The sequence below is a fragment of the Amycolatopsis sp. NPDC004079 genome (assembly GCF_040610415.1).
In the GTDB taxonomy this organism is placed as follows: Bacteria; Actinomycetota; Actinomycetes; order Mycobacteriales; family Pseudonocardiaceae; genus Amycolatopsis; species Amycolatopsis halotolerans.
Map to the genome: position 1 here is coordinate 334,259 of NZ_JBEXMH010000002.1, position 13,989 is coordinate 348,247.

Below are 13,989 nucleotides of genomic sequence, written 5' to 3' on the forward strand. Positions count from 1 at the left end.
CCGGATGCCCGACGACCGACGTTACAAGCGGTAGCGCGGGATGTGCCCCACGTGACCGCAAGACCATCCGTTTCAGCGAAACCGGGGCGGAAACACCCGGCCGGGCAAGGTGTTTCCCTATCGGGGCAGGGAAACCGGCCAGGCTCGCTACCGCCCCTAGGCCGCGGGGCACGGCCGCCGCCTCGGTCGTGACCGCGACTGGCACGATCCAGGCACGGTGAACCACCCTGCGTAGCCGTCGCCCGGCCGCTTTCCCCTTACGCCGCGCAATACTCAGTCGACAGCGGCGGCCTGGTGCGCTTCCTGGCTGTCGCGGGCGGCGGGAAAACCGACCCCGAGCTGTTCCGCCGCGAGCGCGGTGCCTTCCAGCCGCGCGCGGATCTTGGCGAACGCGGTCTGGCGGGACGTCGACTGGTCGTCGGCGAACGGGGAAAACCCGCAGTCGTCACAGGTTCCCAACTGCTCCACCGGGATGTACCGTGCCGCGCACAGAACGCGGTCACGCACCTCCTCGGCGGACTCCACCCGGGGATCGATCGGGTCGATCACCCCGACGAACACCCGGATTCCCGGCCTGAGCTGGTCCGCGATGACGCGCAAGACCCGGTCCGGATCGGACTCGCTGGCTAGCTGAAGATAGAAATTGCCCGCGGTGTGCTGGAACAGCGCGGGAAGCAGGTCGGCGTAGTCGACGTCGAGACTGTGCGTGGAGTCGAGGTCGCCGCCCGGGCAGGTGTGGACGCCGATGCGCGCGCGTTCGGATTCGCTGAACCTCTCCAGGACCCGGTTGTTCAGCTCGACGAAATCGCGCAGGATCTGCCCGCTGGGATCGAGTTTCAGCGACAGGCGCCCCTCGGTGAAATCCAGCTGGACAACGTGCGCGCCCGCGTCCAGGCACCCGCGGATATCGGCCTCGGCGCCGTCGACCAGATCGTCGAGGAAATTCTCGCGCGAATAGCCGTCGATCCCGGATGCCGGGTATAACAGAGACAGCGCGGAAGGCGCGATGACCGCCTGTTTCACCGGAATTTTCGTGCACTCCCGCGCGGTCCGCACATAGCGCTCGGCGTGCTCCTGGTAGCGGAACGGCCCGGAGGTCAGGCAGGGCAACTGCCGCTGATGCCCGTCGGCGAACGGGATGACGACGCCGTCCGCGGAAAGGTTCGCCGAGCCCGCGATCGGGTAGGTGACGAAGCTGGGTTTGCGCTGCTCGCCGTCGGTGACCACGGTCGCGCCCATCGCCGCTTGCGCCTCGATGGTCTCGCGAACGGCCCGGTCGAGAACGGAGGCGAAAGCCGCGTCGCCGAGCTGCCCGCTTTGCCGCGCGGCGAGGGCGCCGAGCAATTCGGGTGAACGGGGGATGCTGCCGATGGGCTCGGAAGGAATGGTCATGCGGCGAGCCTAGAAGCGACCGGGGCCGGGCGACACGGGAAAGAACACGGGAGGACGCTGCAATCCTTCTTTCGTGCCATTACCGGCTTGAGGGTGTTGACACGGTGGAGCAGTGTTGTGAGTTCACTTTATTGGCGGAGTGTTAAAAAAAGGTTTTTATCCGGCGATGACGCCGCGTTCCGCACTCCCGGCCAGGTCGTCGCACCGCCAGGTCGCACACGCGTCTGCCGTACGCGGTCCTCAACCTTCAGACACGCTTGTGTCGGGATCAGGCTGCGCGCTGCGACGACGCCGGAGATCAAGCATCGGAAGGACGACAAAAGGGGACAGTGTCAAGACAAGCGTCAGCGCCGCCCATCCGCTCGGAATTTCTTTGCCGCCAGCCGCGACAGCACCGCTTAAGAACGGAAGGACCGAAAAGAGGAGCAGGAAGCAGCTGGGAAGCATGAGCCAGGGATGAAGAACGTGACTCGGCGCTGAACCGGCCGCGGCGTCGAAAGACCGTGGATCCCGGCCGTAAAGGCGCATCCGGAGCTGTCTTCGCGATCTCTCGGAAGGGTCGAGACCGCGCCAGGAGTCCGCGAGAACACGCCCGGCTTCGCTGATCGCGCGAGTAGCCCAGTAGTTCGAGAACAAGCAGGACGCGTTGCTGATCGTTCCCATCACAGAGGCCACCAGGAACACCCCGGAAACCACATAGGAACCAGCCGTCTTTTCAGCGTTCGCAGCCACGACCGCTATCGCGCCGACAAGGATGCTGTTCAAAGTCATCAGCCAGGTGACTCGCTGCCCGATCAGCTCGTGTTCGAATTTGAGCCGGTCCGCGAAGACTTCTTCGATTTCCTTGCCGGCCGAGCTCGCGTTCCCGTCGGTTGCCATCTCCTAAGCCGGGAGGCCCGCGGCCGCGGCGATGCCCTGGTCAAGACTCAAGCTGTAGTCCAGATTCATATGGTCGGCGTCGTAGTACACGCTGACCTTCCCGATCACCGCGTAGCAGCGCTGCCGGTCGCAGAAGTAGTCGGTCAGGTCGAGCAGCCGGACCTTCGGGTCGGTGCTCGCCTTGGCCGCCGCGGTCAGCGGGTCCGCCGGTTGCGCGACCGACCGGGCGACCGCGCACTGCTGCGGGTCGTCCGGATTCAGCACTACGCAGTCGGTGGCGCGGACGAGTCCGTTGAGCGGCGGGTCGGCCATGACGAACACCGTCGCGCCGGCACTGGTCCACTGTGCCCAGTACGAGTTCAGCCCGTCCTGGTACTGCTCCGCCTGCGACCGTCCACTGTGGTCTTCGGCTCGCTCGTGCCTGCTGTAGAACGACGTGAACACGTACGTGGGCCGCGTTTTCGCGATGTCGCCGGCCATCTGCTTCGTCCAGGCCATGCACCGCCGGTCGAGGGCGGTGCCGTGGTAGTTCAGGGCTTGGATTCCGGCGAACGGGCAGCCGCCCAGGTAACTCGTGTACATCAGCCAGTGGTTTTTGCGGGCGAGGCTCAGCAGCGGGCCCTGCCATTGCTGGGCGTGCGAGTCGCCGACCAGCCACACCACGGTCGGATTGGCCGCACCCTGGCTGAAATCGCATTTGGTGGTCGTCTTCGTGCCGTCGCTCGCCGAGTACTGCGACAGCGGCGGAGGGCAGTCCGCGGGCGCCGTGTAGTACCGGTTGGCCGGGCCCATCTCGACACTCCTGGCCGGGCCGAACGGATCGGCGCACGCATTGCCCGCCATCAGCGCCCTCGCACCGTGGCAGGGGCCGGTCATCTCGGCGGCCAGGTCGCGCGCCGCTTGGTCGACGTGCCGTTCGTACGTCCAGGTCAGGCCGCCCGCCGCGGCGCACACCACGAGCATTCCGGCCGCCATGGCGGCGAAGGTCGCCCCGGCGGTGCGGCTCAACGGCCGCCAGGTCCGGAGCGGGTCCTCGACGAGCCGCTTCGACGCGTGCGCCGCGATCAGGGACGCGGCCACGATGCCAGCCTTGACCTGCCAGGTCAGCATGCCGGCGACCAGCGCGCCGGGGAAGGCGAACGGGGCCAGCATGATCAGGGGCCAATGCCACAGGTACAGCGAATAGCTGACATTCCCGAGCCACTGCACCGGAGGCGACGAGGACAGCGGGGTGTGCCATTGCCGTCCCTCGCGGCTGCCGCCGAAGATGACCAGTGCGGTGCCGACGGCAGGCAACAACGCCGTCGCGCCGGGGAACGCGGTCTGGTCGTCGAAGAGGATCGCTGCGACGGCGATAGCGGCGAAACCGGCCAGTGCGGCCACGTTCGCGGCGATCTTCGGCAGAAGGTACTTCGCGCCGCCGAAGGCCAGCAACGCGCCGAGCGCGAACTCCCACACTCGCACCGGAGTCACGAAGTACGCCTGGCTCTTGGACACGTCGGTGAACCAGATGCTGAACCCCAGCGAGGCGGCCCCGACGATCGCGACGCCGGCGATCCGCGCCCGTCGCGCCCGGATCTTGAACAGCAGCAGGAGAAGCAGCGGCCAGAACAGGTAGAACTGCTCCTCGACCGACAGCGACCAGTAGTGCTGGGACAGGCTCGCCGACTGGGTGAAGTGCGAATAGTCGACGGAATGCGCGGCGAGCAGCCAGTTTTCCCAGTAGAGCGCGCTCGCGATGACTTCCTGCGCGTTGGACTCCCAGCGCGGATAGGGCATCAGGAAGTACGCCGCGACGATGATGAAGGCCAGCACGAGAAACGCCGCGGGCAGCAGGCGGCGCACGCGGCGGGCGTAGAACTTCGCGAGCCGGATCCGCCCGGTGCTCGCGACCTCGCGAACGAGATGCGAAGTGATCAGGAAGCCGGAAATGACGAAGAAGACGTCGACGCCGACGTAACCGCCGGTCAATCGCGAGGGCCAGAGGTGGTTCAGCACGACCAGCCCGACCGCCACGGCGCGCAACGCCTGGATGTCCGGCCGGAACGCCGGTCTTCGCTCCCCTGACGACTGCGAAGGCCGCACCGGCCCGCTCAACGTCCCCGTGCCCATTTCCGCCCCTTATGTCCCGCCCCGCTGAAAACTCAGTGATGCTAGCGGGACCGGCCGACGGGCTCGGCACGGGCTGGCCGAATCGCCGACGCGACGTGCGGAAAGAGGGGGCGGCAGCCACGCCGTCCCCCTCTTCGGTCCGCGGTCAGCGCCAGCCCAGTTCCGGGGCGACGTGAGTCAGGATGCTCTCCAGCACATGGGCGTTGTAGTCCACGCCCAGCTGGTTCGGCACAGTCAGCAGCAAAGTGTCCGCGGCCTGCACCGCCTCGTCTTCCTTCAGTTCCCGGACCAGTTCGTCCGGCTCGGCCGCGTACGAGCGGCCGAAGATGGCGCGGGTGTTTTCGTCGATCATGCCGATCTGGTCGCGCGAGTTGCGGTCGCGGCCGAAGTACGCGCGGTCCTGGTCGTTGGTCAGCGCGAAGATGCTGCGGCTCACCGAAACCCTCGGCTCGCGCTCGTGGCCTGCTTCCTTCCACGCTTCGCGGTAGGCCTCGATCTGCTTGCGCTGCTGGACGTGCAGCGGTTCGCCCGTTTCGTCGTCTTTCAGCGTGGAGCTTTGCAGGTTCATGCCCAGCTTCGCCGCCCAGACGGCCGTCGCGTTCGAGCCCGAGCCCCACCAGATGCGGTCGCGCAAACCTTCGGAGTGCGGTTCCAGGCGGAGCAAGCCGGGCGGGTTGGCGAACATCGGGCGCGGGTTCGGCTGTGCGAAGCCTTCGCCTTCGAGCAGCTTCAGGAAGACCTCGACGCGGTCGCGGGCCATGTCGGCCTCGGTCTCGCCCTCGGCGGGGGCGTAGCCGAAGTACCGCCAGCCGTCGATGACCTGCTCGGGGGATCCCCGGCTGACGCCGAGCTGGAGCCTGCCCCGCGAGATGAGGTCGGCGGCGCCCGCGTCCTCGACCATGTACAGCGGGTTCTCGTAGCGCATGTCGATCACGCCGGTGCCGATTTCGATCTTCGACGTCCGCGCGCCGATCGCCGCGAGCAGCGGGAACGGGCTGCCCGCCTGGCGCGCGAAGTGGTGCACGCGGAAGTACGCGCCGTCGACGCCCAGCTCCTCCGCCGCGACCGCCAGGTCGATCGACTGGTGCAGGAAGTCGGAGGCCGACCGGGTCTCGGAGTGCGCGCTCGCCGACCAGTGGCCGAACGAGAGGAAGCCAATCTTCTTCACAGATGCTCAAACGTTCAACTACCCGGCATCATTCCCGGACGCCCGGAGAGGCTCAGCGGGCGAGGCGTTCCAGCAGGACGACGGTCACCGTGTCCCCGGCCTCCTTGCCGATCACCTTCCGGAGCCCGGCGTTGACCGGGAGTTTGTGGGTGCCGTCGCCCAGCGCCATGAACGAGCCGCGGAACGGTTCGCCGTCGACGGTTCCGCGGACTTTCACCAGGCCGCGGGTGCCGAAGAACTCCGCCGAGCCCGGCCAGACCAGATAGGTGTGGCCGCCCTTGGCCGGGCTCTTGCGCAGGGTCGCGGTGAATTCCTCGTTGAGTTCGCTCATGATCGGGTGCTCCTTCGCCTCGGATGACTGTTTACCCCGAGGTACGAACCTGGTCCCCGGATTTCGACGCCGGTCCGGGATCCGGATCGTAGAACTTCAGCCGCGGGTGCGTCGATCGGCGAGAAACCGGAGCCCGGGCTACTCGGACGGCTCCCGCGGTGCGACCAGTTCGGTCAGGGTGCTGACGAGGTCGGTGCGGCGCGATCCCCGGGCGAGACCGACGCACGCCCCGCTCCGCTGAGCGGGATCTCCTTGACAGCACCTCAGTGCGCGCCGACGATGATTCATCAGATGTATCGGCCACTCGCTTGCTCCAACTCCGCTGATGATCGAGAAATCCCCGCTAGGCATCGGATCACTGGACTTCACTGTGGAGGTTCCATGACGACCTTTCCTCGTCGGCACGCACTCGGCATGGCACTCGGCGGCGCGGTGCTGCTCGGGACAGCGGGCACCGCGGCGGCCGCGAGCGGGCCAGCGCAACCGGTGGTCACGGACGGCGCGGGCGCACCGGTCGTCCCGCCGCCTCCGCCGGTGCCCGTCCCTCTCGACGCCTGGTTCGACAACGACGGCATCGATTCCGCGAGCGCGCACGACGGGAACTTCGACGGCTCCGGCTACACCTTCCCGGCGGAGCAGATCGCGGCCGGAACCACGGTCACCGCGGGCGGCGTGCCTTATCTGCTCGGCTCGGCCGCCGCCGGGGCGAAGAACAACGTCATCGCGCTCGGCCAGCGCATCGACCTGCCGAAAGGCCGGTATTACGGGGCCGCGTTCCTCGTCGCGTGCAGCTACGGCAGCACCGGAGGCGACGCGACCGTCCACTACGCCGACGGCAGCACCAGCACCGCCAGCCTGTCCGGTTCCGACTGGTGGGGCTCCGGCGGTGCCGTCGTCTCGACCTTCCGCTACGGCCCGGGCGGGGTCGCCGACCAGAACCCGGTGTCGATCAGCACAGCGCAGGTGTGGATCGACCCGGCGCGCGAAGCGGTCGCCTTGACCCTGCCCAAGACCGCCCCGCCCGCCGCGAATGTGCCGAGCCTGCACGTGTTCGCGCTGACAATGCAGCCGATCGCCCAAGGCCGTTCGGCCACCGTCCTCGACGCCCGCGCCACCGCCAACCTCCTGCAAGACGGCGGTCCGCAAGCCGTCGAAGCGACGATCGTCAACACCGGCACCGTCTGGCTCGAAACGCGCGACCGGATCACCGTCACGCTCGACGTCCCCGGCGGCCGGGTCCGCACGCCCGCACCGATCCCCCGCCTCGCTCCGGGCGAGCAGACCACCGTGCGGCTCGGCCTCGCCCCCGACCGCGGCCTGCCCGCCGGAACCCCCGCGACCGGCCGGATCCGCGTGCTCGCCGACCGTTCGACGATCGCCACCCGGTCGCTGCCGGTGCCGCTCGGCATCCCGGACTTCCGGCCGACCGACGAGTCGCTGTCCACGCATCGCGCGCCGTATTGGTTCTGCGACGCCAAATTCGGGATCTTCATCCACTGGGGCGTGTACTCGGTGCCCGCGTGGGCTCCGGTCGGGCAGCAGTACGCCGAGTGGTACTGGAACAACCAGCAAGATCCCAACGGCCCCACCTACGCCTATCACGCGAAGACGTACGGCGAATCGTTCGTCTACGACGACTTCATCCCGAAATTCACCGCCGCGCGGTTCGATCCGCGTTCGTGGGTGCAGCTGATCGAGGACGCGGGCGCGCAGTATTACGTGCTCACGTCCAAGCATCACGACGGTTTTGCCTTGTGGGACACCAAGGTCAGCGGCCGCAACGCGAAGAAGCTCGGCCCGCGCCGGGATCTCGTCGCCGATCTGTTCGCCGCCTCGCGCAAGTACACGCCCGGTCTGCGCAACGGTCTCTACTTCTCGCTGCCGGAGTGGTTCAACCCGGACAACCCGTGGATGGGCCACCCGCCGCGCAACCCGTACACCGGCGCGCCGGTGCCCTACACCGGTTACACCGCCGGACGCGATTTCGTGAAGGACCTGCAGGCGCCGCAGGTGCTGGAGTTGATCGACGGCTTCGACCCGGACGTGCTGTGGTTCGACATCGGCGGTGTGAACGACAGCCGCGACGTGCTCACGGAGTACTTCAACCGGGCCAAGAACCGGCGTCGCCCCAAGGACGTGACTTACAACGACCGCGGCGGCATCCCGGACCACGACTTCACCACGCCCGAGTACACGACGTACCCGAACACTGTTGTCGCGAAGTGGGAGTCAAGCCGGGGACTGGACCCGTACTCCTACGGCTACAACCGCGCGACGCCGGACGACAAGTACATGACCACCGACGACGTGGTGCACACGCTGGTCGACGTGGTGTCGAAGAACGGCAACTTCCTGCTGGACATCGGCCCCGACTTCGACGGCACCATCCCGGCCGTGATGCAGCAGCGGCTGCGCGAGACCGGGGCTTGGCTGCGCACCAACGGGGAAGCGATCTACGGCACGACTTACTGGTCGCGGATGGCCCAGCTCGGCGACCTGCGGTTTACGGTGCGGCCTGGTTCGGCTTTCTACCTCATGTCGCTCGTCGCGCCCGGGTCGCAGCTCGTGGTCGACGCCCCAGTCCCGATCCGCCCCGGGGACCGCGTGTCGATGCTCGGCTACGGCGGTCCGTTGCACTGGAGTCAGAGCGACGGCCGTCTGGTAATTGACGTCCCCGCGGCGGCGCGGGCGGCGGGGAAGCACTCGTGGGTGTTCAAAGTGGACTGGCGCTGACGCTAGCCGGGGCGGTCCGCGATTGGCCGCCCCGGCAGCCGCTTTCCCCGTCCCGCGCACGGGCCGCGACATCGGCGTCCGAACAGAAGCCACGGCCGCTGCGCTTCAAACACAACAGGCCGAGCAACCGACCGCTCAAGTCCACCACCGCCAGCCTGCGCCGGGACATCCCCAGCCACGTCGCGTACAGATCCGACTCCGGGCCAACCACCCGCCCAGTCAACCGACCTGCCCGATACGCCGGAAGCGCCTCCGCCAGCCCGTCGAGATCCGGTCGCTCCACGACGCTCAGCAAAGTCTCCCCGGAGACGACCAGCGCGGCATGCACATGATCGTCCTCGAAAAGCCCTCGCACCTCGCCAACGGTCGCCGACGCTTCGAGCACCTTCGGCACCCGGAGCATCGCCTCGCCGACGGTCGACGCGCCGCGGAAATCCGGGGACGTCACCGCGGGTTGTTCCACTCCGCGTCGGACCGGTCCTCCGCCGCCGTACGCTCCCGCGCCAGTTCCAGCGCCCGTCGCGCGGTGGCCTCGTCCGGGTACGGGCCGAGGCGGTCGACGCCGCGCGCTTGGCGGCCGCGTTCGACCTCGTTCGTTCGCGTGTTGTAGAACCATTCCTCAGACATCGTCAGCTCCCCGAAGAATCGATCGAGCGGGCCGAATCGACCCGCAGCGCCTGCATCGCGGTCACCAGTTCGGCCAGGTCCCGCGGATCGGTCAGCGTCCGGTCGGTGAGGTCCCGGATCCGGCGCAACCGGTACCGCACCGTGTTGGCGTGGCAGTGCAGCACCTGCCCCGCGCGTTCGGACGAACCGCCGTGCGCGAAGTACGCGTCCAGCGTCTCCAGCAGCACGTCGCGTTCCTCGGCGGGCAGCTCCAGCACCGCCCCGAAGACCTGCTCCCCCAGCCGGCGGCCCTCGTCCGGGTCGTGGGCGACGAACGCCGCCAGCGGGCTCGGGTCGAACGCGCGGACCTCGCCGCGTTCCGGCGGGATGCCGGACAGGGCGGTCCGTGCCAGGTGGACCGCGCGCGGGGTTTCGGCCAGGGAGCGGAACAACGGGCTGACGCCGGTGCGGGCCAGCGCCAGTTCGCGCAGCAGGGCGAGCATCGCGTCGTACTGCTCCTCGCGCAGCGACACCACGCCGGCCTGCAGCGTCGGCGAGAGATGCCACGCCGACACGATCCCGAGCTGCCCGAGCCGCCGTTCGATGCCGACCAGGCTCTCCTCGGCCAGCCCGCGCGTTTCGGCGGCGACCACGGTCAGCTTCCCGTCCAGCGACAGGCCGAGCAGCCGCCCCGCCTCCCACGGCCCGGTGTCGGACCCGCGCGCGCCGGTCAGCAGCGCCTCGGCCAGCGCGGACCGTCGCCGCTGCTGCGCGACCAGCAGTTCCGCGCTCGCCGCCCGGTACGCCTCGGTCACGCGGACCGCGTGCTCGTCGGTGACCTGCCACAGCAGGCTGGCGACGTCGACCAGCACGTCGGTGCTTCCGGTTTCGCGGGCGCGGCCCACCAGCAAGTCCCACAGCATCGCGCAGGCGATCCGGTACACCTGCAGCACCTCGGGCAGCGGCGCGCCCTGGTGCGCGCGGCGGCGGCCGGTCTCCTTCGGCGCGCGCTGGTCCGGGGCCTCGGCACCGCCCAGCGCGTCGACCATGAACCGGAGGTTCACCGCGATCGAGCGGTGCAGGTCGGCGCGCGGGACGATCTTCTCGTCCCGGTACATCCCGATCCGCTCGCAGCTCGCCGCGCAGACGTCGTCGATCAGCCGGGGCAGCCGTGCGTCGGCCCAGGCGACGAGTTCGGTCAGGGCGGCGGTCCGCACAGCGTTTTCCTCCCGGTCGGCCACGTCCGGGATCGTACCCGCGCCTCGGACCTGCCGCCCACGCGGATTTCCCCCGCCCGAAAACGCGCGACGATTTACCACGCATTTTGTGGGCCGCTACAAAAATGTTTGTCGGCGCCCACAATGGCGCTGTTCGCATTCTCCGCCCGGATGCCCCGCACGGTCCGCTGTGCTTGAATCAGGGAAGAGAAGCACAGATTCGGGCCGAGAGGGTTACGGTGGACGAGCAGCGCGAGGACCAGCCGGAGTTCAAGCCTTACCACCATCCGGCCGCGGGCTGGGGCGCGGCGAAAAGCGTGACGCAGTTCCTCGTCCGAGAACGGGAACTTCTCGCCGGGCCGCGCGCGATCGTGAAGATGAACCACGAGAACGGCGGGTTCGACTGCCCGGGCTGCGCGTGGCCGGACGACACCAAGGGCCTGCGTCTCGACATTTGCGAAAACGGGATCAAGCACGTCACCTGGGAGATGACGCGGAAACGCGTCGGCGCGGAATTCTTCGCCGCGCACACCGTGTCCGAACTGGACGGCTGGAGCGACACCGCGCTGGAGGCGCAGGGCAGGCTCACCGAACCGCTGCGCTACGACGAGAAGACCGACCGGTACGTCCCGATCTCGTGGGACAAGGCGTTCCAGCTGGTCGGCGACACGCTGCGCGGCCTCGACTCCCCCGACCAGGCGGCGTTCTACACCTCCGGCCGCCTGGGCAACGAGGCGACGTTCCTGTACCAGCTGTGGGCGCGCGAGTTCGGCACGAACAACCTGCCGGACTGCTCGAACATGTGCCACGAGGCGAGCGGCCGCGCGCTGCAGGCCGCCATCGGCACCGGCAAGGGCACCGCGGACATCCACGACTGGGAGGCCGCCGACGCGCTGTTCATCATGGGCGTCAACGCGGCGTCGAACGCGCCCCGGATGCTCACCGCACTCGCCGAGGCCCACCGGCGCGGCGCGCAGGTCGTGCACATCAACCCGCTGGTCGAGGCCGGTGCCACGCGCACGATCATCCCGCACGACTTCGCCCGGATGGCCGCCTTCCGCGCCACCCCGACGTCCACGCTCAACCTGCAGCCGCGCATCGGCGGCGACCTGGCGTTCATCCGGGGGATGGCGAAAGCCCTCCTCGAGATGGCGGAAACCGATCCCGAGGCGATCAATTCGGACTTCCTCGAGACCTACACCACGGGCGTCGAGAAATACCGCGTCGTCTGCGAAACCACGTCCTGGGCCGTTTTGGAGCGGCAGTCCGGGCTGTCCGAGGCCGAAATCCGGGCGGCGGCGAAGATCTACCGCGACGCCGACCGGTCGATCATCAGCTGGTGCCTCGGCGTGACGCAGCACGAGCACGGCGTCGACACCGTCCGCGAGATCGTGAACCTGTTGCTGCTGCGCGGAAACATCGGCCGCCCCGGGACCGGGCCGTCGCCGGTGCGCGGGCACAGCAACGTGCAGGGCAACCGCACCTGCGGCATCGACCACCGCCCGGCGCCGGAGTTCCTCGACAAGCTCGCGCAGGTCTGCGGCATCGACCCGCCGCGCCACCACGGGCTCGACACCGTCGGCACCATCGAGGCGATGCACCGCGGCGACGTGCGGGTGTTCGTCGGCATGGGCGGCAACTTCGCCCTCGCCGCGCCCGACACCCCCTACACCTTCGCGGCGTTGCGCAAGTGCGAGCTGACCGTGCAGGTCAGCACGAAACTCAACCGCAGCCACCTCGAACACGGCAAGCAGGCGCTGATCCTGCCCTGCCTCGGCCGGACCGAAAAGGACTTCCAGACCGCCGGGCTGCAGTCGACGTCGGTCGAGGACGCGATGAGCATGGTCCACCTGTCGACCGGCATGAAGAAACCCGCCTCGCCGCATCTGCTGTCCGAGCCCGCGATCATCGCCGGGATGGCGAGCGCGACGCTGCCGGACAGCGCGACGCCGTGGGCGGACTACGTCGGCGACTACGACCGGATCCGCGACACGATGGCCCGGGTGCTGGACGGTTTCGAGGACTTCAACACCCGCGTCCGGGAGCCGCTGGGCTTCCGCATCCACCAGGCCGCGCGTCAACGGGTCTTCCACACGCCGTCCGAACGCGCCGAGTTCTCGACCGCGGAGCTGCCGGACGTCGTCCCCGCCGCCGGCACGCTCGCGCTGGGCACGATGCGCTCGCACGACCAGTGGAACACGACGATCTATTCGGACGACGACCGGTATCGCGGCATCAAGAATCTCCGCACGCTGGTGTTCCTGAACGCCGAGGACATGCGCGACCGAGGCCTGGGCGAGTTCGACGAGGTCGACATCACGGCCACCGCGAAGGACGGCACGACGCGTTCGGTGCACCGTTATCGGGCGATTCCGTACGACATTCCGCGCGGGTGCGCGGCGGGGTACATGCCGGAGATGAACGTGCTCTGCGCCATTGGCGACTACAGCACGCAGAGCGACCAGCCGCTGATGAAGCATCTGAAGGTCACGGTCGAACGCTCTGCTTGAGCGCAGCGGTACGGCACGGGGCGCGGACCAGCACCGCGGCCCCGATGCCGGCCGCCACCCCCACCAGCGTGTCCGCCACCCGCGCCGTCAGCAACGTCTCCGGCGCGGCGGGCGCGGCCAATTCCGTCATCACCAGAATCAGCGGGGTGAAGAACCCCAGCGCGATCCCGTAGTGGCGGGACATGAACAACTCCGTCGGGAACAGCAGCACGATCACCGCCAGCGCCAGCGGCGCGGCCCCGAATCCCGGCAGCAGCAGCAAAGCCGTGACGACCAACCCGGCCAGCGTCCCGAGGACTCGGTGCGCGCTGCGGTCCAGCACGCTGCGCAGTCCCGGATGCAACCGGCTGCGCGGATCGGCCGCCGCCAGCGGGACCGCCGCTGAGGCCATCGCCCAGTTCGCGTGGTCCACGCCGAGCAGCAACCCGACAGCGCCCGCGGCGGCGATCGCCAGCGCGTACCGAGTGGCGTGCACAACGGCGCACGCCACACCGCAACCTGGCGCGCATCCCGACGTTCCCGGTGTGGCCGAACGCTCCGGGCCAGTCAGTCCAATAAGGACACATCCGGCAATCGTGCCCGCGCACAAGGCAATACCCGCCCACGGTTCGACCCGTCCGGCAGGCACCAGCGCGATCGCGCCGAGCGCGAAGATTCCGAAGAACGGCCCGCGCGGGCTCAAGTCCAGGCGATTCGTCACCAGGGCACAGCCGAAAGAGAACGCGGCTTCGGTGACCACCAGCAGCCACGGCGGTGCATGAGACGCCGACAGCAGGACACCCAGCGAGACGCCGCTCAGCAGCACCGCGCCCGCCTGGAGCTGGTGCCGGAACCGGAGCGCCCGCGTCTCCGCGCGGCCGTACATCCCGGCGAACGAACCGAACGCGGCGAAAATGATCAAGTCCGGACGGCCCGCAGCGAGCAGCGCCAGCCCCGGGATCAGCAGCCCCGCCGCGACCCGGCCGGCATGCCACCATTCGCCGCCGCCGAACGAGCGCGCGGACGCGGCCGAGGTCGCCACCGGCACGCTGTCCTCCGCTT

11 protein-coding genes are annotated in these 13,989 nt (G+C 68.8%); 2 read left to right on the top strand and 9 right to left on the bottom strand.

Annotated features, from left to right (window positions below):
* Positions 1 to 273: 273 nt before the first annotated feature.
* The 5 genes from ABZX37_RS03485 to ABZX37_RS03505 all read right to left on the bottom strand — a co-directional run bounded on the left by ABZX37_RS03485 (position 274) and on the right by ABZX37_RS03505 (position 5,882).
* The gene (locus tag ABZX37_RS03485; protein WP_354735562.1) at positions 274 to 1,392 is read right to left on the bottom strand and encodes a cobalamin-independent methionine synthase II family protein; all 1,119 of its coding nucleotides are present in this window, start codon (positions 1,390 to 1,392) and stop codon (positions 274 to 276) included.
* A 240-nt stretch (positions 1,393 to 1,632) separates the two neighbouring features.
* On the bottom strand, positions 1,633 to 2,271 hold the full coding sequence (locus ABZX37_RS03490) for a hypothetical protein (RefSeq protein ID WP_354735564.1): 639 nt from the start codon (positions 2,269 to 2,271) through the stop codon (positions 1,633 to 1,635).
* 3 nt (positions 2,272 to 2,274) lie between these two features.
* On the bottom strand, positions 2,275 to 4,383 hold the full coding sequence (locus ABZX37_RS03495) for an acyltransferase family protein (RefSeq protein ID WP_354735566.1): 2,109 nt from the start codon (positions 4,381 to 4,383) through the stop codon (positions 2,275 to 2,277).
* Positions 4,384 to 4,528: 145 nt separating this feature from the next.
* Positions 4,529 to 5,551: an LLM class flavin-dependent oxidoreductase gene (locus ABZX37_RS03500; protein WP_354735568.1), complete on the bottom strand. Its 1,023-nt coding sequence runs from the start codon at positions 5,549 to 5,551 to the stop codon at positions 4,529 to 4,531.
* A gap of 52 nt (positions 5,552 to 5,603) precedes the next feature.
* Entirely contained in the window at positions 5,604 to 5,882 is a 279-nt protein-coding gene (locus tag ABZX37_RS03505) for a DUF1905 domain-containing protein (RefSeq protein WP_354735570.1), read from the bottom strand.
* A 381-nt stretch (positions 5,883 to 6,263) separates the two neighbouring features.
* On the opposite strand from ABZX37_RS03505, the gene ABZX37_RS03510 reads away from it, so the two are divergent.
* Positions 6,264 to 8,615 (top strand): alpha-L-fucosidase, encoded by a 2,352-nt coding sequence (locus ABZX37_RS03510; protein ID WP_354735572.1) that lies wholly within the window; start codon positions 6,264 to 6,266, stop codon positions 8,613 to 8,615.
* Here ABZX37_RS03510 and ABZX37_RS03515 read toward each other — a convergent pair.
* The 3 genes from ABZX37_RS03515 to ABZX37_RS03525 are packed head-to-tail and all read right to left on the bottom strand — an operon-like array spanning position 8,596 to position 10,462.
* Complete coding sequence (locus ABZX37_RS03515; protein WP_354735574.1) at positions 8,596 to 9,063, bottom strand: hypothetical protein; 468 nt, start codon at positions 9,061 to 9,063, stop codon at positions 8,596 to 8,598. The two genes, ABZX37_RS03510 and ABZX37_RS03515, sit on opposite strands and share 20 nt — an antisense overlap.
* Positions 9,060 to 9,242, bottom strand: coding sequence for a hypothetical protein (locus ABZX37_RS03520; protein ID WP_354735576.1), 183 nt, complete (start codon positions 9,240 to 9,242; stop codon positions 9,060 to 9,062). Before ABZX37_RS03520 ends, ABZX37_RS03515 begins: the two co-directional genes overlap by 4 nt.
* Positions 9,243 to 9,244: 2 nt before the next feature.
* The gene (locus ABZX37_RS03525) at positions 9,245 to 10,462 is read right to left on the bottom strand and encodes a helix-turn-helix domain-containing protein (protein WP_354735578.1); all 1,218 of its coding nucleotides are present in this window, start codon (positions 10,460 to 10,462) and stop codon (positions 9,245 to 9,247) included.
* Between the two features lie 215 nt (positions 10,463 to 10,677).
* On the opposite strand from ABZX37_RS03525, the gene ABZX37_RS03530 reads away from it, so the two are divergent.
* A complete protein-coding gene (locus tag ABZX37_RS03530) occupies positions 10,678 to 12,948 on the top strand; it encodes an FdhF/YdeP family oxidoreductase (protein ID WP_354735580.1) in 2,271 nt (756 codons plus the stop codon).
* Here ABZX37_RS03530 and ABZX37_RS03535 read toward each other — a convergent pair.
* Complete coding sequence (locus ABZX37_RS03535; RefSeq protein WP_354735582.1) at positions 12,926 to 13,975, bottom strand: FUSC family protein; 1,050 nt, start codon at positions 13,973 to 13,975, stop codon at positions 12,926 to 12,928. The genes ABZX37_RS03530 and ABZX37_RS03535 overlap by 23 nt on opposite strands.
* Positions 13,976 to 13,989 lie beyond the last annotated feature (14 nt).